Annotated in this window: 18 protein-coding genes and 2 pseudogenes; 11 read left to right on the top strand and 9 right to left on the bottom strand. The window is 63.5% G+C overall.

All coding sequences use genetic code 11. From position 1 onward, the window contains the following. Positions 1-30: 30 nt before the first annotated feature. Positions 31-1248, bottom strand: coding sequence for a glutamine-hydrolyzing carbamoyl-phosphate synthase small subunit (gene carA / locus AC3CB8_RS26555; protein ID WP_031251996.1), 1218 nt, complete (start codon positions 1246-1248; stop codon positions 31-33). A gap of 274 nt (positions 1249-1522) precedes the next feature. Here carA and AC3CB8_RS26550 point away from each other — a divergent pair, with 274 nt between their 5' ends. Next, entirely contained in the window at positions 1523-1972 is a 450-nt protein-coding gene (locus tag AC3CB8_RS26550; RefSeq protein WP_352564610.1) for a GatB/YqeY domain-containing protein, read from the top strand. A 62-nt stretch (positions 1973-2034) separates the two neighbouring features. Here the strand turns inward: AC3CB8_RS26550 and AC3CB8_RS26545 are convergent, their stop codons facing one another. Continuing rightward, a complete protein-coding gene (locus AC3CB8_RS26545; RefSeq protein WP_352564612.1) occupies positions 2035-2952 on the bottom strand; it encodes a LysR family transcriptional regulator in 918 nt (305 codons plus the stop codon). A gap of 99 nt (positions 2953-3051) precedes the next feature. Between AC3CB8_RS26545 and AC3CB8_RS26540 the strand changes: the two genes are divergently transcribed. Continuing rightward, positions 3052-3843 (top strand): alpha/beta fold hydrolase, encoded by a 792-nt coding sequence (locus tag AC3CB8_RS26540; RefSeq protein ID WP_352564614.1) that lies wholly within the window; start codon positions 3052-3054, stop codon positions 3841-3843. Positions 3844-3870: 27 nt separating this feature from the next. On the opposite strand, the gene AC3CB8_RS26535 is transcribed toward AC3CB8_RS26540, so the two are convergent. Further along, the gene (locus tag AC3CB8_RS26535; RefSeq protein ID WP_023781515.1) at positions 3871-4854 is read right to left on the bottom strand and encodes a hypothetical protein; all 984 of its coding nucleotides are present in this window, start codon (positions 4852-4854) and stop codon (positions 3871-3873) included. A gap of 377 nt (positions 4855-5231) precedes the next feature. Between AC3CB8_RS26535 and AC3CB8_RS26530 the strand changes: the two are divergent. Continuing rightward, positions 5232-5913: pseudogene (locus AC3CB8_RS26530) on the top strand (DNA helicase); the annotation flags it as partial. Between the two features lie 80 nt (positions 5914-5993). Then, positions 5994-6551, top strand: coding sequence for a GNAT family N-acetyltransferase (locus AC3CB8_RS26525; RefSeq protein ID WP_352564617.1), 558 nt, complete (start codon positions 5994-5996; stop codon positions 6549-6551). A gap of 87 nt (positions 6552-6638) precedes the next feature. On the opposite strand, the pseudogene AC3CB8_RS26520 reads toward AC3CB8_RS26525, so the two are convergent. From AC3CB8_RS26520 to AC3CB8_RS26505, 4 genes and pseudogenes are all read right to left on the bottom strand, one after another. Continuing rightward, a pseudogene (locus AC3CB8_RS26520) lies at positions 6639-6795 on the bottom strand (P1 family peptidase); the annotation flags it as partial. 67 nt (positions 6796-6862) lie between these two features. Continuing rightward, a complete protein-coding gene (locus AC3CB8_RS26515; protein ID WP_352564619.1) occupies positions 6863-8047 on the bottom strand; it encodes an MFS transporter in 1185 nt (394 codons plus the stop codon). A 113-nt stretch (positions 8048-8160) separates the two neighbouring features. Continuing rightward, complete coding sequence (locus AC3CB8_RS26510) at positions 8161-8370, bottom strand: DUF2061 domain-containing protein (RefSeq protein ID WP_023770153.1); 210 nt, start codon at positions 8368-8370, stop codon at positions 8161-8163. Between the two features lie 130 nt (positions 8371-8500). Further along, positions 8501-10165, bottom strand: coding sequence for a Na/Pi cotransporter family protein (locus tag AC3CB8_RS26505; protein ID WP_352564621.1), 1665 nt, complete (start codon positions 10163-10165; stop codon positions 8501-8503). Between the two features lie 379 nt (positions 10166-10544). Here AC3CB8_RS26505 and AC3CB8_RS26500 point away from each other — a divergent pair, with 379 nt between their 5' ends. From AC3CB8_RS26500 to AC3CB8_RS26470, 7 genes are all read left to right on the top strand, one after another. Continuing rightward, positions 10545-10913, top strand: a complete 369-nt coding sequence (locus AC3CB8_RS26500) for an RcnB family protein (protein ID WP_023770151.1) — start codon at positions 10545-10547, stop codon at positions 10911-10913. A gap of 143 nt (positions 10914-11056) precedes the next feature. Next, the gene (dnaG, locus tag AC3CB8_RS26495) at positions 11057-12991 is read left to right on the top strand and encodes a DNA primase (RefSeq protein WP_352564624.1); all 1935 of its coding nucleotides are present in this window, start codon (positions 11057-11059) and stop codon (positions 12989-12991) included. 426 nt (positions 12992-13417) lie between these two features. Beyond that, positions 13418-15442: an RNA polymerase sigma factor RpoD gene (rpoD, locus tag AC3CB8_RS26490; protein ID WP_023781522.1), complete on the top strand. Its 2025-nt coding sequence runs from the start codon at positions 13418-13420 to the stop codon at positions 15440-15442. 209 nt (positions 15443-15651) lie between these two features. Continuing rightward, positions 15652-15945, top strand: coding sequence for a GYD domain-containing protein (locus AC3CB8_RS26485; RefSeq protein WP_023770149.1), 294 nt, complete (start codon positions 15652-15654; stop codon positions 15943-15945). Between the two features lie 110 nt (positions 15946-16055). After that, a complete protein-coding gene (locus tag AC3CB8_RS26480; RefSeq protein ID WP_023770148.1) occupies positions 16056-16325 on the top strand; it encodes a putative hemolysin in 270 nt (89 codons plus the stop codon). 19 nt (positions 16326-16344) lie between these two features. After that, positions 16345-16713 (top strand): thiol-disulfide oxidoreductase DCC family protein, encoded by a 369-nt coding sequence (locus tag AC3CB8_RS26475; protein WP_023770147.1) that lies wholly within the window; start codon positions 16345-16347, stop codon positions 16711-16713. Between the two features lie 145 nt (positions 16714-16858). Further along, a complete protein-coding gene (locus tag AC3CB8_RS26470) occupies positions 16859-17557 on the top strand; it encodes a PadR family transcriptional regulator (protein ID WP_023770146.1) in 699 nt (232 codons plus the stop codon). 69 nt (positions 17558-17626) lie between these two features. Here AC3CB8_RS26470 and AC3CB8_RS26465 read toward each other — a convergent pair whose 3' ends face one another. Together AC3CB8_RS26465 and AC3CB8_RS26460 are read right to left on the bottom strand one after the other, a co-directional pair. Then, the gene (locus AC3CB8_RS26465; protein ID WP_023770145.1) at positions 17627-17887 is read right to left on the bottom strand and encodes a YiaA/YiaB family inner membrane protein; all 261 of its coding nucleotides are present in this window, start codon (positions 17885-17887) and stop codon (positions 17627-17629) included. A 64-nt stretch (positions 17888-17951) separates the two neighbouring features. Then, positions 17952-18629 carry a PspA/IM30 family protein gene (locus AC3CB8_RS26460; RefSeq protein ID WP_023770144.1) on the bottom strand — a complete coding sequence of 226 codons (678 nt, stop codon included), beginning with the start codon at positions 18627-18629 and terminating at the stop codon, positions 17952-17954. Positions 18630-18635 lie beyond the last annotated feature (6 nt).

Raw genomic sequence — 18635 nt, 5'->3', positions numbered from 1 at the left:
GGAGGCAAGTGAGGGGCGGCGCGACGCCTCTCAAGCCCTTTCCACCAGCAATTCCTCGCCGCGCTTTTGCCGGATGAGGTTGACGAAGCGACGGAACAGATAGTGCGAATCCTGCGGGCCGGGGGAGGCCTCGGGGTGATGCTGGACCGAGAACACCGGGCGGCCGGTGAGCGCGATGCCGCAATTCGAGCCGTCGAACAGCGAGACATGGGTTTCCTCGACACCCGCGGGCAGGGAGTCGGCATCGACGGCAAAGCCGTGGTTCATCGAGACGATCTCGACCTTGCCGGTGGTGTGATCCTTGACCGGATGGTTGGCGCCGTGATGGCCCTGATGCATCTTGGCGGTCTTGCCGCCCAGCGCCAGCGCCAGCATCTGGTGGCCGAGGCAGATGCCAAACACCGGAATGTCGGTCTTGAGCAGGTCCTGGATGACAGGCACGGCATAGTCGCCGGTGGCTTCCGGGTCGCCGGGGCCGTTGGAGAGGAAAATGCCGTCGGGCCGCATGGCGAGGATTTCTTCGGCACCAGTCTTGGCCGGAACCACGGTCACCTTGGCGCCGAGACCGGCCAGCAGCCGCAATATGTTGCGCTTGACGCCGTAGTCGATGGCGACGACGTGCAGCGACGGATCGGCCTGTTCGCCAAAGCCTTCGTTCCACACCCAAGGCGTCTCGCGCCAGACAGAAGACTGCCCCGATGTGACCTCCTTGGCGAGATCGAGCCCGATCAGGCCCGACCACGCGGCGGCACGCCGCTTCAAATCGTCGAGGTCGAAGACGCCGTCGGGCGCGTGCGCGATGACGGCATTGGGCATGCCCTTTTCGCGGATCAGCGCGGTGAGCGCGCGGGTGTCGATGCCCGAGAGCGCGACGATGCCGCGTCTCTTCAGCCACTGGTCGAGATGGCCGGCGGCGCGATAGTTGGACGGGTTGGTGACATCGGCCTTGAACACGGCGCCGACGGCGCCGGCGCGGGCGGCTGGGTTGAGGTCTTCGATGTCCTCGCCATTGGTGCCGATATTGCCGATATGCGGGAAGGTGAAGGTCACGATCTGGCCGGCATAGGAGGGGTCGGTGAGGATTTCCTGGTACCCGGTAAGTGCCGTGTTGAAGCAGACCTCGGCGACCGCCGAGCCGGTGGCGCCGAGGCCGCGACCCTCGATGACGGTGCCGTCAGCCAGCACCAGAAGGGCGGTCGGCTTTTCGGTGGCCCAAGGTGGGGTCAGCGCGGGCGTCATCTCGGCCATGGCGGCACTCCTATCAAGCCGCGCGCTTCCATAGCCCTGCGGGCGTTGGCGCGGCAAACGGCGCGAAGCGGCGAATTCGCGGCCTCCACGCACCCAAGCTTCAGTTCATGCAAGGCCCAGTACATAGGGGAAGGGGACAGGGCGGTCAATGATCATGCGAAATGCGGCCGCGATTTATTTCATCAAGCAATATCAGAGGCTTGATCCACAATATCTGGTTTGCGTTGGCCTGTCCCCGGCGCTATTGTCCGCGCCGACCGAAGGAGAGAGAGCAATGCGCGTGAAAATCGCCGAATCCCTGAAGACCGCGATGAAGGCGCAGGACAAGCACCGGCTGCCGACACTGCGGCTGATCCAGGCCGCCATCCACGACCGGGACATCGCCAATCGCGGTGCCGGCAAGGAACCCGCCAGCGATGAGGAAATCCTGCAGATCCTGGCCAAGATGGTGAAGCAGCGCGAGGAATCGGCCAAGGCATTCGAGGACGGCAAGCGCCCGGAACTGGCGGCGCAGGAACGCGGCGAGATGGAGATCATCCGCGGCTTCCTGCCGACGCAGCTTGACGATGCGGCGGTCACGGCGGCGGCGCGCGAGGCGATAGCGGCGACCGGTGCGGCCAGCCAGAAGGACATGGGCAAGGTGATCGCGGCGCTGAAGCAGAAATATGCCGGCCAGATGGATTTCGGCAAGGCCAGCGGCATCGTCAAGGGGTTGTTGCAGTAGCTTTTACCCTCGCGTCGTCGGCTACCAACACGGCCCACTCGACGCCAAGCGGAGGCTTGCTGTTAGACCGAAGGCTCCAACGCGCGGCGCAATGCCGGTGCTTCCTGCTGGATATGGTCCCACAAGCGATTGGCGATCGGCCCGTGCGGCCGGTCGCGGCGGCGCGCCACCACCAATTCGTCGGTGCGGCCCGGCAGATGACTGCCGGCTATGGATAATAGGCGGCCGTCGCGCAGCTCTTCCGCGATCAGGAAGTGAGGCAGGTGGCCCCAGCCGAGCCCTTGCAGGATGATTTCCTTCTTCATGGCCTGATCGGGGACCAGGCATTGCGGCGCCTCCTCGACCACGAAGTAGTCCTGTCGCGGCGAATGCGTCGCGGTGTCGCGCATCACGCACTGGGTGAATGCCTGCATCTTCTCCAGCGTGACCGGTTGTTCGACGCGCTCCGGCAGAAAGCCCGGCGCGACGACGGGAATGAACGACACCTTGCTGAGATCGATCCATTCAACCCGTACGTCGCCCTTGTCGATCCAGTGCAGGATGAGATCGGCTTTGTCGTCAAAAAGGCGCTCCCACGGGCCGCCGACGGCTTCGAAATGCAGATTCAGCCGCGTGCCGGGGTACTGGGAGAAGAACCGTCCGAGCATGCCTAGCATTCGCGGACGGGGGCAGAGGTCGCCGATCACGACGTGGATATCGCTTTCCTCGCCCATCGACAGCTGGGCGGCGTGGACGTGCAGCGCTTCCATTTCGCGCAGCAGCGATTGCGCCCGTCGATGGAACGACAGGCCCGCTTCGGTCGCCCGCACGCGATAGCCACCGCGATCCAGGAGGACGAGATCAAGCTGTCGTTCGAGCCTGGCGACGGCGGCGAACACCGCCGGATGCGAGCGATGGAGCAGGGCCGCGGCCGGCTGAAAGCCGCCGCTGCGGATCACCGCATCGAAGCACTGGAGGTCGTGCAAGGTGAATTCGGCCATGTCAGCTTTGGTTACAGAGATTGTTCTATCTTTGTAATATCACCAAATCCCGGCCACAGCTACGCTTTGCCTCATTCAACGTTCCAAAAGGATCTTATCATGAATGAGCTGAATTACGTGACCGTCGGCGACGGCACGCGCATCGCCTACCGCCTCGATGGTGACGCCGGGCAACCGGTGCTGGTGCTTTCGAACTCCATCGCCACGACGCTGCACATGTGGGATGGCCAGGTCGGCGAACTGTCCAGGCATTTCCGCGTTCTGCGCTACGACTTTCGCGGCCATGGCGGATCGAGCGTGCCAGTCGGCGCCTATTCGCTGGACCGGCTTGGCCGCGACGTGATCGAACTCATCGATGCGCTCGGCCTTGGCCGGGTGCATTTCCTCGGTCTGTCGCTGGGCGGTTTCGTTGGGCAGTGGCTCGGCATCCACGCGCCCGAACGGGTCGACCGGCTGATCCTGAGCAACACTTCATCTCACCTCTCCCCGGCAAGCTATTTCGACGAGCGGATCGCCGTCGTGCGGCAGGCGCCGGACATGTCGGAAACCGCCGAAGTGTTCCTCAACAACTGGTTCCCGGCCGACATGATGGCGGCCAACGAACCCGTCATCGAGAAATTCCGCGCCATGTTGCTTGCGATCGACCGGCAAGGCCTCGCCGGCCTGTTCGCGGCGGTTCGCGATGCCGACCTTCGGCGCACCGTCGCGTTGATCCCGAGGCCGACGCTGGTGATCGCCGGCCAGCACGACACCGTGACGGCGGCGAGCCATAGTGAGTTGATCGCGACCGCGGTGCCCGGCGCGAAGCTTGTCGTGCTTCCCGCGGTTCACCTGTCGAACGTGGAATACCCCACCGAGTTCATGCAGGTCGTGCTCGATTTCCTGCACTGAGCCGGAGCAGGGTGCCGTGGGTCCATCTCACGGCTCCTTGCACATCGGCAGCGGCTGCGGCGGCGCCGCCGGATGGTCCTTCTTGTACTGGTCAATGACCGGCTCGAGGGTTGTTCGCGGCCAGAATTTCGGCGTGCCGATTTCCTTCAGGCAGGATGCGTTCCAGTAGGTGCCTGAACGGGAATGGCCGTTTGCCACGGCGGCGATGTCGCGCGATTCCGGATAGATATAGAGCGTGGTCGGGTTGTCCTTCACCATCGAGATGAGCTGCCTGGCATCGGCCGGCGACCAGCTGGTGCAGCCATTGCTGCGGCCGCCGGCATAGTCCACCAGCTTGCCGAACGGCACGAAGCCGTCATGGTCGGCATAGGAACTGTTCGGGCTCTTGCGCAGGCACATACCACGCAGCACCTGCGCCGCGTGACCGCCGATCACGCGCTGCCTTGCATTGGCGGCTTCGCCTTCGCCGTCGAACTGGATGAAGGTGCGCTGGAAAGCCACGTCCTGTTTGGCGCCGATGCGATAATAGCCCTTGAAGGAGGTTTTCGCCTCGCGGGTCATGTAGGGACCGCCGGCGGTCAGTTCCGAATCCATGGCATTGCCGAAATTCCTGGCGCAGCGCCTGCCATTGGAGAAGTCCACCGTGCCTTTCAGGTTGCGGCCGCCGCCGTGGCCAGACGAAATCGCGCGAAACGACTGACTGGCTTCGCATATGACATAGTAGCGGCGCCCGAGCACGCCATTGCCCAAATCGCCGGGACGGGTGGCGTCCATGGCGAAGTAGCAGGGGTTCCGGACGACGCCCTGCGCGACCTTTTTCAGGTAAAGCGCGCGCGCCCGCTCCAGCACCACTTGTGAGATCTGGCCATCGCCATCGCCGACATGGGCGTCCAGCCAGGCCGGAATGGCCGATGGCGCGGCAAAGGACCGGGCCGATGCCATCAAGGCCATGACGACGACGAGGAGACCGAGGAACGTAACGACACCCAACGGGACAGATCTCAACCGCACCGGACCCATTCTCCTGTCGAAGCCGTTTGTGATCCCCGCGGAATCACCCGAGGGCGATCATAAAACGCGGCGCGCCATCAGGCGAAACACATCTTGTTTAGCGCACCGGAAAGTAGGCGCGAAAAGACCAGGCCAACGCGCAACCATCCATAAGCGGCCATGCCGGGTCAAGGCTTGCGGCGGGAGCCTCCATATCTACGAACGCCGGATTTTCGAGCCGGCGCGATTGGGCTATGATCTGATTCTGGCGCGGCCCACGCCTCCTCCCTCCGCCGGGAAAGCATCGTTCATGCGGGGCCATCCATCACCGCACCGACTGTTCGAGCACCAGGCATAAGGAGGGGTTGCAAAGACTGCTCGCACCAGGAGGTTTTGCGATGAGGCTGTCTTGGCCCGTCTATCATCTGAAGCGTCAAGCCAGGCTGTTGTCCCGCGCGGTGAAAATCCCGCTCCACGAGGCGCTCGATCGTATTGCGGCACAAGAAGGTTTGCGAGCTGGAGCCTGCTTGCGGCGAAGGTCGCGAAAGCCGGACCCGCCGCCAGCTTGTTTGCACAACTTGCGCCCGGCGACCTCTTGCTGGTCGGCGCTCGGCCGGGCCAGGGCAAGACACTGATGAGCCTGGAACTGGCGGTCGAAGCCATGAGGCGCGGCCGGCGCAGCGTGTTCTTCACGCTGGAATATACGCAGGCGGACATTCTCGACCGCTTCCGCGCGATCGGGGTCGAGCCACGGCAATTCGAGGGTCGGTTCGAATTCGACAATTCCGATGTCATCTCGGCCGACTACATGGTGGCGCGGCTAGCCCAGGCCGGGGCCGGCACGCTGGTGGTGATCGACTACCTGCAATTGCTCGACCAGAAGCGGGAAAATCCGGATCGGATGATCCAGATACGCAGGCTACGATCATTCGCGCGCGACAGGGGGCTTATCTTGGTCTTCATCGCGCAGGTCGACCGTTCGTACGAATTGTCGAAAAAACCGGTCCCCGATATCGGCGATATCAGGCTGCCCAATCCGCTCGACCTGTCGCTGTTCAGCAGACCTGCTTCCTGAACAAGGGGGGAGATCCATTTCCAGGCGGCTTGAGGACCCTGCTGTCCAAGGCTATGCCTGCCGCGTTTTTCAGGAGGCATCGATCATGGTCGAGATCGTCAAACCGGCGCTTGAACATCTGCCGAGCTACAAGGCGGCGCTCGAACGCGGCTGGTCGCCGGACAATGTGCGGCTCCTGGAAGCGACGCGCGAGCAGCTTGCGGCAATAGAGGAAGACCCGGTGGCGTTCCTGGCCAGCCTCGATGATCCCGAGGCCAAGGGGCCGCCCATCGCCTTGCCCGACGGGACACAGGTGCCACGTTTGCCGGGTTTCCGCCGCTGGATATGGGACGGCGAGGCGGCGGGCTCGATAGGCTTTCGCTGGCAGAAGGGCACGGCGGAACTGCCTTCGCAAGTGCTTGGTCATATCGGCTACGCCGTCGTGCCCTGGAAGCGGCAGCGCGGCTACGCCACCGAAGCGTTGCGGCTGATGCTGGACGAGGCGAGGGCGATCGGCCTGCCCCATGTCGAGATCACCGCCAAGCCCGGCAATCCGGCTTCGCACAAGGTGATCCTGGCCAATGGCGGCAAACTCGTCGAGCGCTTCTTCGAGGACGCCGCCTATGGCGGGGTGGAGAGCCTGCGGTTCCGGATCGATTTGTAAGAGGCCGTTTGGAAACTCCACGCCGGCGGCCATCTGATGGCGTTTTCCGCGCCTATCGCCTTTCGGGCTGGTCGCGCAGCCAGTCGGCCCGACGGTCTTGCCGAAGCCGGTGATGACATGGCTCGCAGCCGTCACCTTGCTGCGGAAGAGGTTTCCGCCATGCGGCAGGATCGCGGTCACGCCGGTGTTGATGTCGCCGTCGCGCAACGTGCAGTGACCGCCGCACGCCAGGCACATCGGTGATCGCGTTTTACGTGCCCGCCGGCAAGGTGCCGCAGGTCAGGCCGAAATCGGCGATTGTCGTTGCCATGTTATCCGGCGGCCGCCGGTACCGGCGGGCTGATGTCGCTGCGCCGTTCCCAGAAATGGGAGATGACAGCCACAATGACAGCGACGACCATCGCAAAGGCGCCAACAAGCGATAGGCTGCGATAGCCGTAGCCGGCATTGAGCATGGCGGCGCCCAGCGACGCGGCCAGCGCGATGCCGATATTGAAGCCGGACGGGATGAGCGAGGCGGCGAGGTTTGAGGCGTCGGCCGTCCAAGCCAGGATGCGGGTCTGGATCGGTGTGCCGATGGCGAAGTTGAGGCCGCCCCAGACGATGATCGCGACGACCATCGGCACGCGATAGGGGCTGACGGCATAGATGATGGCCAGCGTCACCGCCTGCAGGGCAAGCATGGTGATCAGCGACGGCATCAGTTTCCAGTCGGACAGTTTGCCGCCCAGGAAGACGCCAAGCGTGGCGCCGACGCCGTTGAGCAGCAGCACCCAGGGCACCAGGTTTTCATCGAGCCCGGTGACCTCCAGCAGCGTCGGGGTGATGTAGGTGAACAGGCAGAATTGGCCGAGCATCAGCATCAGCATCAGGATCAAGGAAGTCCAGACCTGCTGGCGCGCCAGGACGCGGACTTCGCTGGCAAGGCTCGCCGCCCTGGCCTGATATCCGGTGGTGCGCGGCAGCAAGGCCGCGATGGCGAGCGTTGCCGCCACGCCCAGCGCGCACATCACCCAGAAGGTCGCGCGCCAGCCCCAGATGTTGCCGATGGCGGTGCCGGCCGGCACGCCGATGACGTTGGAGACGGTGAGACCCGACAGGATGACGGCGACCGCCATGCCGCGCTGATCCTCGCGCACAAGTCCGACGGCGACCACCATGGCGACGCCGAAATAGGCGCCATGCGCGACAGCCACGGCAATGCGCAGCAACAGCATCGAGGTGAAGTCGGGTGCCAGCGCGCAGGCCGCCTGGCCGAGGGTGAAGATGACGGCCAGGCCAAGCAGCAAGGTCTTGCGCGACAGGCTCTTGGTGGCGAGCGCCAGCAGCGGCCCGCCGATGGCGATGCCGCAGGCATAGCCGGAGACGAGGTAGCCGGCGGAAGGAACAGAAACGCCTAGCCCCTGCGCCACCTGCGGCAGCACGCCGGCGATGACGAATTCGGTGGTGCCGAAAGCGAAGGCGGCGATGAACAGGGCGATGAGCGGCAGCGACATGAAAAGGAACCCCCGAATGCAGGGCTCAAACCATGGATGGCCGTAGCAGGCAATCCAGAAATTTTTGTCGCCGGTTTAGGTTTTCTCGACGGGACCGATCGATCGCAAGCCCATCAGGTCACGGACTTGCGTCCGTAACGGATCTTCAGCCATGCACGCTCATGAAAATAATAGAGCAGCGACTTGGTGAAGACCTCCGTCACCCCGATCGCGGCCGCAAGCTTGATGCTTCCGGTCACCACCAGCGAGATGATCATCGTATCGATAGTGCCGGTCACGCGCCAGGAAAGCGCCTTGGCGAAACTGCGCGAATGGGTATCCATCGATTTCCTCCCGGTGGAAACGGATGCTTAGCCGACGGATGGCTGGATAAGCAAAGGCTAAGTTTGGCGCTCTTTCCCCAATGATGGAAGCGTGTTCCAAATCGGTGCGATTGCGGGAAACTTCCGCCGGTCAGCTCGCCTTCAGCCGTGATCCCGTGAGCAGGCCGCGCTCTTCCAGAACCGGGTAGGCCATCGAGGCCAGCAGCGAGTTGATCTGCTTCAGGTCGCGGATGGTGTCGAGGTGGATCGAGCTGGTTTCGACGCTTTTGGCGGTGCCTTCGCGCAGCCGCATAAAATGGCTGGCGCTAGTTTCCTTCTCGCGGTCGCGCAGCCGGTCTTTTTCCAGCACGAGTTGGCGCGCGGTCTCGGGATCGCGCGAGACCAGGACGTTGAAGGCGAGCCGGGCATTGGCCAACACCGAGCCATGGAAGGCGCACAATTCGCTCCAGCCTTCGTCGGTGAATTCCAACCCGCGGTCGAATTTCTTCTTCACATGCACCAGCATGTTGCGCACGATGATGTCGCCGACCTGCTCGAGTTTGACGCAGGCGCCGATCAGCTCCTGGCAACGCAGCGCCTCGTCTTCGGTCATCGGATTCCTGGTGACCTTGGCGAGGTAGAGCTTTATGGCCGCGTGCCTACGGTCGACACGGTCGTCCAGGGCCGCCAGCGCCTTGATCTTGTCGGAGTCAGCGCTCTCATAGAGCTCGATGATGCGTTTCAGCATGATCTCGACGGTCTCGCAGACCCGCACCACCTCGCGTGTGGCGTTGGCAAGGGCCTGGCTCGGCACATCGAGCGCGCTTTCGTTGAGCGCGGAAAGCTCGACGACGTCGAGCGCAGCGGCCGGCGCCGCCTTGGTACCGAGCGCCACGATTTTCTCGGAGGCACGATAGACGAAACCGGCCAGCGGCAGGCCGGCGAGCAGGATGATCACGTTGAACAGGATGTGAGCGTTGACGATCTGGCTCGCCGCCGTGGCTCCGAGGAAGCCCACATGCGGCCTGAAGATCATGAACAGGATCAGCATGACCAGCGAGCCCAGCCCGCGCATCAGGAGATTGCCGATCGGCACGACGCGAACTTCGGGGCCAGCCGAGCGGGTCAGCATCGGCGCGATGATGGACGAGCCGAGATTAACGCCCAGGATAAGAACGACGCCCAGTTCCGGGCTGATCAGGCCGCGGCCGGCAAGCGTCGCCATCAAGAGAACCGCCGCGATGCTGGACTGGAACAGCCAGGTGATCAGCGCCGCCAGCAGATAGGCGGTGATGGAATCGCTGGAGAAGTAGTTGATGATGACCGGCATGAGCTGGCTGTTGCGCAGCGGCTCCGAGGCCTGGCCGATCATCTCCAGCGACAGGATCAGGAGACCGATGCCGACCAGGATGCGGCCGGTCTGGCGCCAGTCGCGCCGCTCGGTGGCCATGAACATCACCGTGCCGGTGATCAGGCAGAGCGGCACCAGCAAGGTCAGGTCGAAGGTGAGCAGCTTGACCACCAGGGCCGAGCCGATCTCGGCGCCGCGCACGGCCAATTGGCCGGCGGCGCCCGAAACAATGCCGGAACCAGCGAAGGAGCCGACCAGCAAGGTGACCGCGGTGGAGCTCTGCAGTGCGATGGCGAGGCCGGTGCCGGCCAGCACCGCCGTGATCGGATTGCGCATGGTGGCGCGCAGGCGATGACGCAGCACGTCGCCATAGGCTCGCTCGACGCCGGTCTTGACCATGCGGGTGGCAAACAGCATCAGCGCCACGGCGCCGGCTAGATGCAGAAGGACGACCGAGCCGCTCACCGCGGCGCCTGCATGCCGGCATGGCGCGCGCGGCGGGCAGCATGGCGACCGGTGGCTAAGGCGAGGGTACGAATCATGGTCATGGCAGCCTTGGAATATAGCCGGAATATTTTAGCCGGATAATAAAAATTTGTCGATTTCAAGGGGTCGCCGCGAGGCGACAGCCAGTGTCGGAAAATGGACGGGCCCGCAAATGGTTGCACGAGCTTGAGCCGTGGATCGGCCGGACCTGCGAGGGCGTTGGCGCCGCTCCTTGCGATGATGTTCAGATCTTCGGACTAAGCAGCTGGATTCATTACGTGATTGTAATGCCGGCGTTCAGTTTCGGTTCATCCCCTGGCCGCTATTCCTCTGGCATCGACAACCAAGGAGACTTCCAATGAAACGCATTGTTCTTTCCGCTCTGGCTTTCTCGATGCTGGCCGCCACCTCGCTCACCGGCCAGGCAGCGCCGATGAACGCTCCGGTCGCGCCGCGGTCGAACTACACCAAGGTCGACTGGCAGAAGCCCGGCGGCCACCGGGATATGAAAAAGCGTGTCTTCATGAAGAAGGTCGTGGTGAAGCGGAACAACTGGCGCAATGGCCAGAAATATTCCGGCTGGAGGCAGCACCGGCCGATCCGCGACTATGGCCGCTATGGCCTGCGCCGTCCCGGCCGCGGCCAGGAGTGGATCCGCGTCGGCAACGACTATGTGCTGGTCGGCATCCTCTCCGGCGTCATCTTCGGCGCGTTGGCCGCGCAGTAAGTTCCGACTGGTGTCGGACTGAAAAGAAAGGCGGTCCGCAATGGCCGCCTTTCTATCTGGCCTGTGGAAACCGGGCATGGTCCGCATTAGGGGTCGTCTGAAATCGCGCGCATGATTATATGGTGGGGAAACGAGTTCCCTCAATGCGCTTTCCGCCCGCCTTTCTCGACGAGATCCGCGACCGCGTGCCGATTTCATCGGTTATCGGCCAGCGCGTCGCGTGGGATCGCAAGAAGACCAATGCCTCGCGTGGCGATTACTGGGCGTGCTGCCCGTTTCATGGCGAAAAGAGCCCGTCTTTCCACTGCGAGGACAAGAAGGGGCGTTACCACTGTTTCGGCTGCTCGGTCTCGGGCGACCATTTCAAGTTCCTCACCGAACTCGAGGGATTGAGCTTTCCCGAGGCGGTCGAGAAGATCGCCGACATGGCCGGCGTGCCGATGCCGGTTCGCGATGCGCAGGAAGAGCGGCGCGAGAAGGAACGCGCCAGCCTGACCGATGTCATGGAAATGGCGACCGTCTTCTTCCAGGAGCGCCTGCAAGGGCCTGAAGGCGCCAAAGCCCGTGCCTATCTGCGCGACCGTGGGCTGACACCGGCGACACAGCAGTCGTTCCGCCTCGGCTTCGCGCCCGACAGCCGCAACGCGCTGAAGGAGCATCTGGCGGCCAAGGGCGTGCCGAAGGCCGATATCGAGGCCTGTGGGCTGGTGCGCCATGGCGACGATATCCCGGTCTCCTATGACTGGTTCCGCGATCGCATCATATTTCCAATCCCGGATTCGCGCGGCAAGATCATCGCCTTCGGGGGCCGCGCGCTGGCGCCCGATGCGCTCGCCAAATACATGAATTCGCCCGACACCGAGCTCTTCCACAAGGGCAATGTGCTCTACAATTTCGCCCGCGCCCGCAAAGCATTGGCGAAAGGCGGTACTGTCATCGCCGTCGAGGGCTACATGGACGTGATTGCGCTGGCGCAGGCCGGCTTCGAGAATGTCGTGGCGCCGCTCGGTACCGCGCTTACCGAAAACCAGCTCGAATTGTTGTGGCGCATGGCGCCGGAGCCGATGCTGTGCTTCGACGGCGACAAGGCCGGGCTGAAGGCGGCATGGCGGGCCGCCGACATGGCGCTTCCGTCAGTACAGGCCGGACGCTCGGCGCGCTTCGCGCTGCTGCCGGAAGGCAAGGATCCCGATGACCTGGTCAAGGCCGAGGGGCCGGACGCCTTCCGCGCCGTGCTGGCCGATGCGCGGCCGCTGGTCGACCTGTTGTGGATGCGCGAGACGGCGGGCGGCGTCTTCGACACGCCGGAGCGGCGGGCGGAATTGGGACAGACGCTGCGGGAACTCAGCAGCCGCATCCGCGACGAAAGCACGCGCTACCACTACCAGCAGGAAATGCGCGAGCGGGTGCTGAGCTTCTTCGGCTCCCAGCGCAATGCGCGCCAAGGCCGCCAGGACTGGAAACCGGGGCAGGGCAAGGCAGCCGCACCCGGTGGCCAATTCGCCAAGCCTGGCGGCGGCCGCATGGCGATCACCGAAAGCCTCGGCCAGTCGGCGCTGGTCAAGCGCGGCAGCGAAGGGATGTCGGTGCGCGAGGCGACGATCATCGTCGCATTGATCAACCATCCGGCGCTGATCGACGAGAACTTCGCTCATGTCGAGTTCCTCGATCTCGCCAATTCCGATCTGACCCGGCTGCATGCCGCCATCCTCGACGCGATGGCGCATGACATGGCCAACGACCGCCACGCCGTGGTGGCGACGATCGAGCGCGCCGGCTGCGCCGAGATCTGGGAGCGCGCCGTCGGACTGATCAAACGGGCGCGGCAATGGCCGGCGCTGGAGACGGCGGCGCTCGAGGACGCCCGCGACGCCCTGAACCAGGCGTTGCACTTGCAGCGCAGCGCGCGCACCTTACATAAGGAGCTGAAACAGGCGGAAGCGGCGCTCGAGGCGGATCCTTCGGACGAAAATTTCCGCCATCTGATCGAAATTCAGGCGCAGTTTCAGGATGTACAAGCGACAGAAGCGCTGATCGAAGGATTTGGCGTTTCGTCGGGCAGGGCTGGGCGAGCCTAAGTGCAGCTGAGTGCAGGAATGAAGGCGCGGCCGCGCTTCCCTTGGGGGCGTGGTGCGCTAAGTCGGGTAATTGATTCGCTTTTTTCATGCGAATCATGCCAGAGGCGCTTGACCTTCGGACAGAATGACGGAATCAGGACGATTCGAAACGTTAACCCGCACCCGCGTCGACGGGAAACAAGCGATGCAAGGTAACTTGGTCACTGGACAGGCGGCCCGCCTGCCACAGATATCAGGGTTAATCTGGACTTAATGTATGCCGCCCAAGAGTGAAACCCGGTTTTGGGGAACGGCATGCACCAAACAAAAGAGTGGATGCAGTTTGTGGGCCGGGTAAGGCGCGTTTAGAAAACGGGCGTATCCGATTTGACTGGTCCGACAGCTTACGCGGCCCCGATGGCCGGCCGCTAGGAGAAGAAAAAGACTATGGCGACAAAGGAAAAGGAAGAGGTCGAGACCGAACGCGAAGGCGCCACCGATGGGCCTCTGCTCGACCTTTCCGATGATGCTGTCAAGAAGATGATCAAGGCCGCCAAGAAGCGCGGCTATGTCACCATGGACGAGCTGAATTCGGTGCTGCCTTCCGAGGAAGTGACCTCCGAGCAGATCGAGGACACAATGGCGATGCTGTCCGACATGGGCATCAACGTCGTCGAGGATGACGAACAGGGCGAAGAGGCCGAGGCTGGCGACACCGCCGCCGATGCCGAGGAAGACGCCAACGAGCTGGCCGAGCAGACCGGCACCGCGGTCGCCGCCACCACCACCAAGAAAGAGCCGACCGACCGCACCGACGATCCGGTGCGCATGTATTTGCGCGAGATGGGCTCGGTCGAGCTTCTGTCGCGCGAAGGCGAAATCGCCATTGCCAAGCGCATCGAGGCCGGGCGTGAGACGATGATCGCGGGCCTGTGTGAAAGCCCGCTGACCTTCCAGGCCATCATCATCTGGCGCGACGAGCTCAACGAATCCAAGATCCTGCTGCGCGAGATAATCGACCTCGAAGCCACCTATGCCGGCCCCGAAGCCAAGCAGGCGCCGGTGGTCGAACGCGTCGAGGAAGCACCCAAGGTCGACGAAAAGTCGCGTCGCGGACGCGACGACGAAGACGACATCACCAATGTCGGCGCCGACACGCGCGGCATCGGCGATGACGACGAGGAAGACGAGGACGAGGCGAGCCTGTCGCTGGCGGCGATGGAAGCGGAACTCCGCCCGCAGGTGATGGAGACGCTCGACGTCATCGCCGACACCTACAAGAAGCTCAGGAAGCTGCAGGACCAGCAGGTCGAGAACCGTCTGGCCGCCGCCGGCACGCTGTCGCCCAGCCAGGACCGCCGGCTGAAGGAGTTGAAGGACCAGCTGATCAAGGCGGTGAAGTCGCTGTCGCTCAACACCGCGCGCATCGAGGCGCTGGTCGAGCAGCTCTACGACATCAACAAACGCCTGGTCCAGAACGAGGGCAAGCTGTTGCGCCTGGCCGAAAGCTATGGCGTGCGCCGCGAGGAATTCCTCAAGGAATATCAGGGCTCCGAACTCGACCCCAACTGGACGCGCTCGATCGCCAACCTGACCTCGCGCGGCTGGAAGGAATTCACCAAGAACGAGAAGGACGCGATCAAGGAGCTGCGCGCCGAGATCCAGCACCTGGCCACCGAAACGGCGATCTCGATCCTGGAATTCAGGAAAATCGTCAACCAGGTGCAGAAGGGCGAGCGCGAAGCCGCGATCGCCAAGAAGGAAATGGTCGAGGCCAATCTGCGCCTCGTCATCTCGATCGCCAAGAAATACACCAATCGCGGCCTGCAGTTCCTCGACCTGATCCAGGAAGGCAATATCGGCCTGATGAAGGCGGTCGACAAATTCGAATACCGCCGCGGCTACAAGTTCTCGACCTACGCGACATGGTGGATCCGGCAGGCGATCACGCGTTCGATCGCCGACCAGGCGCGCACCATCCGCATCCCGGTGCACATGATCGAGACGATCAACAAGATCGTGCGCACCTCGCGCCAGATGCTGCACGAGATCGGCCGCGAGCCGACGCCGGAGGAACTGGCCGAAAAGCTCGCCATGCCGCTCGAAAAGGTGCGCAAGGTCTTGAAGATCGCCAAGGAGCCGATCTCGCTCGAAACCCCTGTGGGCGACGAGGAGGATTCGCATCTGGGCGATTTCATCGAGGACAAGATGGCGATTCTGCCGATCGATGCGGCGATCCAGGCCAATCTGCGCGAGACCACCACGCGCGTCCTGGCCTCGCTGACCCCGCGCGAGGAGCGCGTATTGCGCATGCGCTTCGGCATCGGCATGAACACCGACCACACGCTGGAAGAGGTCGGCCAGCAGTTCTCGGTCACCCGCGAGCGTATCCGCCAGATCGAAGCCAAGGCGCTGCGCAAGCTCAAGCACCCGAGCCGGAGCCGCAAGCTGCGCAGCTTCCTCGATAGCTGAGACCTGCCATTCCTGTTGAAGATCAAGGGCGCTACTGGCGCCCTTTTTCGTGGCGGTATTCGCCCTTGCGGCCCCCGCCGTTAGGGAGGATAATTTCGCGTCGGATGCATTTCTGGGCGACAACCCCGGAAGCCCGCCCCGGTCGAGGCCATGTCGACAAGTCCATGGCTTGAGCGCCGTGCTCCGTGGGCCCCGGAGAGAGGCCTACCATGACGACCTATATCATGCTGATGAACTGGACCGAGCACGGCGCCAAGAATGTGCGCGACTCGCCCAAGCGCCTCGATGCCGCCAAGAAGCAATTGGGCGAGATGGGAGGATCGTTCAAGTCGTTCTATCTGACCATGGGCGAATTCGACATGGTGGCGGTGGTCGAGGCGCCGGACGATGCGGTGCTGGCGCGTTTCGCCCTGATGCTGGCCGCGGGCGGAAGCCTCAAGTCACGGACACTGAAGGCTTTCCCGGAGTTCGCTTACCGCGAGATCGTCTCGTCGCTTGAATGAAGAAAGGCGGCCGGGTTTCTGGAAATCGACTATCAGGTTGCGGCGGGACGCCTTGGAGCAAGACAGGGCGGTTCGCCGTGATAGATTGCGGCCACTCCTGGGAGATCGCGATGAAGAAAGTCTCGATATTGGCCGCCAGCCTTGCCTTGGTGTCGTTGATGCCGATCGACGCCGGTGCCGCCGCGCGAAAATCGGTCGGCATTGCCAACCCCGCCTCGGCCCATTGCGGCGCGATCGGTGGCCGCTTCGCGGTCAGGAAAGACAGGGCCGGTAACGAATACGGGTTTTGCCGGCTGCCCAACGGTCGCCTTTGCGAGGAGTGGGCACTGTTTCGCGACAACAAATGCGTCGGGCCGAAGGCGGGCATGCACGCCAAGTGACTGATGGCAGAACCACGCCGTGCTGACCGTCTGGTACAACACACGCTGCCCCGTCTGCGATGCCGGCATCGGTCGGCAGAAGCGGCGGCTGATCGAGGCGGTCAAGGCCGGGCGGATCGAATTCCGCGACATCAACCTGGAGCCGGATGCGCTGTCGTCGCATGGCGTCTCGCTGGAGGCCATCCGCCGCCGGTTGCATGCCACCGATGCGGATGGCCGACTGCTGGTCGGTGCGGACGTGGCGATCGCGGTCTGGCTGATAACGCCTGGCGAGGGATGGCTGGCGCGCCTGTTCGGCAATCGGCTCATGCTGCCGCCGACCCGCGCTGCCTACGATCGCTTCGCCGATCTGCTCTACGGCTGGAATCGGCGCAAGGGCCGCTGGTAGTCCATTCACACACCACCCATTCCTGCCGCGCCTGATGGCTCGACGCCACCGATTGGCCAAAGATAGATCGTAAGATATATCTTGACTCATCGCTTGGGTGCGCCTAGTTAAGATATATCGTGAGATAGAACTCAAGGAGCAATCAATGCACAAGCACAATTTTGGGCACAATCATTCCGACCGTCATCATTTCGGCGAGCGCATGTTCATGCACATGGCCGGCAAGTTCGGTGGCAGAGGGGGCGGCGGCTTCGGCCCGTTCGGGGGCAGGGGCGGCGGCGGTCGCGGTGGACCTGGCGACTTCTTTCGCGCCGGGCGCATGCTGGCCGATGGCGACCTCAAGCTGATCACGCTGTCGCTGCTGGCCGAGGCGCCGCGCCACGGCTATGACATCATCAAGGCGCTGGAAGAGCGCACCAGCGGCATCTACAGCCCGAGCCCGGGCGTGGTCTACCCGACGCTGACCTTCCTGGAAGAGGCCGGCTATGCCGTGTCGTCAAGCGAAGGCAACAAGAAGGTGTTCTCGATCACCGAGGCCGGGCAGGCGCATCTGGCCGACAATCGCGAGATGATCGACGGCGTGCTCGATCATCTCGAGCGCTTCGGCCGCAAGATGGCCAAGGCGCGCGACTGGTTCGGCTGGAACGACGACGGCGAGGATCGTCGCGGCGGCCGGGGTGGCCGTGGCGAGCGCTCCGAAACGCGCGACGAATTCCGCGCCATCCGCCACCGGCTACGCGCGGCACTCGGCGAGATCGTCGATGCCCCGGCCGAAAAGCAGGCCGAGGCGATTGCCATTCTGAAAGCCGCCGCCGAAGCGTTGGAAGCGCTGTCGCACCGCTGATCCCGTCGGATGAAACGTACAAAAAAGCCCGGTCTCCCGGGCTTTTTTCGTCAGCAACGCCGCGATGCATCATTCCTTGCCGACATATTCGCTGATCAGCTTCTCGTTGCGGGCCTTCTCGATCTTGGCGGTGGTCTCGGCGGAAATGCGTTCGTCGGTGCGGTACTTGACCAGGTTCACCAAGCTGCCGGTCAAGAGCAGGATGCCCATGGCCCAGTAGCCTTTGGTCGACAGGTCGACCGGTGCCAGCCACAGCGACAGCCCGAGCATGAAATAGGCTGCGCCGACCGAAATAGTGTTGAACATGATGTAGGTCTGATTGGCGTTCATTCAATTTCTCCGTTGCTTCGATGATATTGGATTTGATGGAAGTCAGGTCCGCGAAGGCTGGTTTTCAGTTGATGGTCTTCAGGCGCTCGAGCACGTCCCTGGTGCGCACCTTCACCGCCGGTCCGTGGCCGGCGTCGGCGAGGCGGTCGCGGATCGCATCATGACGAAGCTCGCCGTCGATCTCGTCGAGAATGCCGGCCTCCTCGAAGGGATCGCTGGCTCCCTTTATGCGGGCCAGAAGCTCCTCGGCGTCGTTGAGGCTCGACGAATGGCCGATCGATCTGACCAGGCGTGACTGCGCCTTGCGCTCGGCATCGATGGCCCTGGCCGAGATCATGCCCTGGTTGAGGTCGATGATGCGGCGGTGCGCCCGCTCCACTGAAACGCGCATCCGCAAGGTCTTTTCGCCAAGGCTTTGCACCGTGGCGCGGCGGACCTCGCGTTCATTCTCCAGTTCGGCGATGGCCGCGGCACCGGTTTCTGCCAGGCCATTGATGCCTGCGGCCAGTGCGCTGACCGTGCGGATCTCCAGGTCGGCGTGGCGGCGGTCGAGCTGGTCGAGGCCAGCCTGTTCGGCACGCTGGCGCACGATCAGGGATGCAAGCGTCTGCTTGGCAGCGGCAAGACCCGCCTCCGCGTCGCGGATGCGCTGCGCCAAAAGGTCGATGGCGAAGCGATCCCTCAGGCCGTCCTCGGCCCGTGCGCTGGCGCCGTCGAGTAGTGTTCTGATCAGGGCAAGCATGGTTCT

This window comes from Mesorhizobium sp. P160927, assembly GCF_057766385.1.
This window is presented reverse-complemented; position numbering and strand designations above follow the sequence as displayed.

Excerpts from the sequence above, each read along its gene's own strand:
- AC3CB8_RS26465 (WP_023770145.1), bottom strand. The coding sequence starts at position 17,887 with ATGAACGCCAATCAGACCTACATCATGTTCAACACTATTTCGGTCGGC.
- AC3CB8_RS26550 (WP_352564610.1), top strand. The coding sequence starts at position 1,523 with ATGCGCGTGAAAATCGCCGAATCCCTGAAGACCGCGATGAAGGCGCAG.
- AC3CB8_RS26540 (WP_352564614.1), top strand. The coding sequence starts at position 3,052 with ATGAATGAGCTGAATTACGTGACCGTCGGCGACGGCACGCGCATCGCC.
- AC3CB8_RS26500 (WP_023770151.1), top strand. The coding sequence starts at position 10,545 with ATGAAACGCATTGTTCTTTCCGCTCTGGCTTTCTCGATGCTGGCCGCC.
- AC3CB8_RS26515 (WP_352564619.1), bottom strand. The coding sequence starts at position 8,047 with ATGTCGCTGCCGCTCATCGCCCTGTTCATCGCCGCCTTCGCTTTCGGC.
- rpoD (WP_023781522.1), top strand. The coding sequence starts at position 13,418 with ATGGCGACAAAGGAAAAGGAAGAGGTCGAGACCGAACGCGAAGGCGCC.
- AC3CB8_RS26460 (WP_023770144.1), bottom strand. The coding sequence starts at position 18,629 with ATGCTTGCCCTGATCAGAACACTACTCGACGGCGCCAGCGCACGGGCC.
- AC3CB8_RS26485 (WP_023770149.1), top strand. The coding sequence starts at position 15,652 with ATGACGACCTATATCATGCTGATGAACTGGACCGAGCACGGCGCCAAG.
- AC3CB8_RS26510 (WP_023770153.1), bottom strand. The coding sequence starts at position 8,370 with ATGGATACCCATTCGCGCAGTTTCGCCAAGGCGCTTTCCTGGCGCGTG.
- dnaG (WP_352564624.1), top strand. The coding sequence starts at position 11,057 with ATGCGCTTTCCGCCCGCCTTTCTCGACGAGATCCGCGACCGCGTGCCG.
- AC3CB8_RS26525 (WP_352564617.1), top strand. The coding sequence starts at position 5,994 with ATGGTCGAGATCGTCAAACCGGCGCTTGAACATCTGCCGAGCTACAAG.
- AC3CB8_RS26470 (WP_023770146.1), top strand. The coding sequence starts at position 16,859 with ATGCACAAGCACAATTTTGGGCACAATCATTCCGACCGTCATCATTTC.
- AC3CB8_RS26480 (WP_023770148.1), top strand. The coding sequence starts at position 16,056 with ATGAAGAAAGTCTCGATATTGGCCGCCAGCCTTGCCTTGGTGTCGTTG.
- carA (WP_031251996.1), bottom strand. The coding sequence starts at position 1,248 with ATGGCCGAGATGACGCCCGCGCTGACCCCACCTTGGGCCACCGAAAAG.
- AC3CB8_RS26545 (WP_352564612.1), bottom strand. The coding sequence starts at position 2,952 with ATGGCCGAATTCACCTTGCACGACCTCCAGTGCTTCGATGCGGTGATC.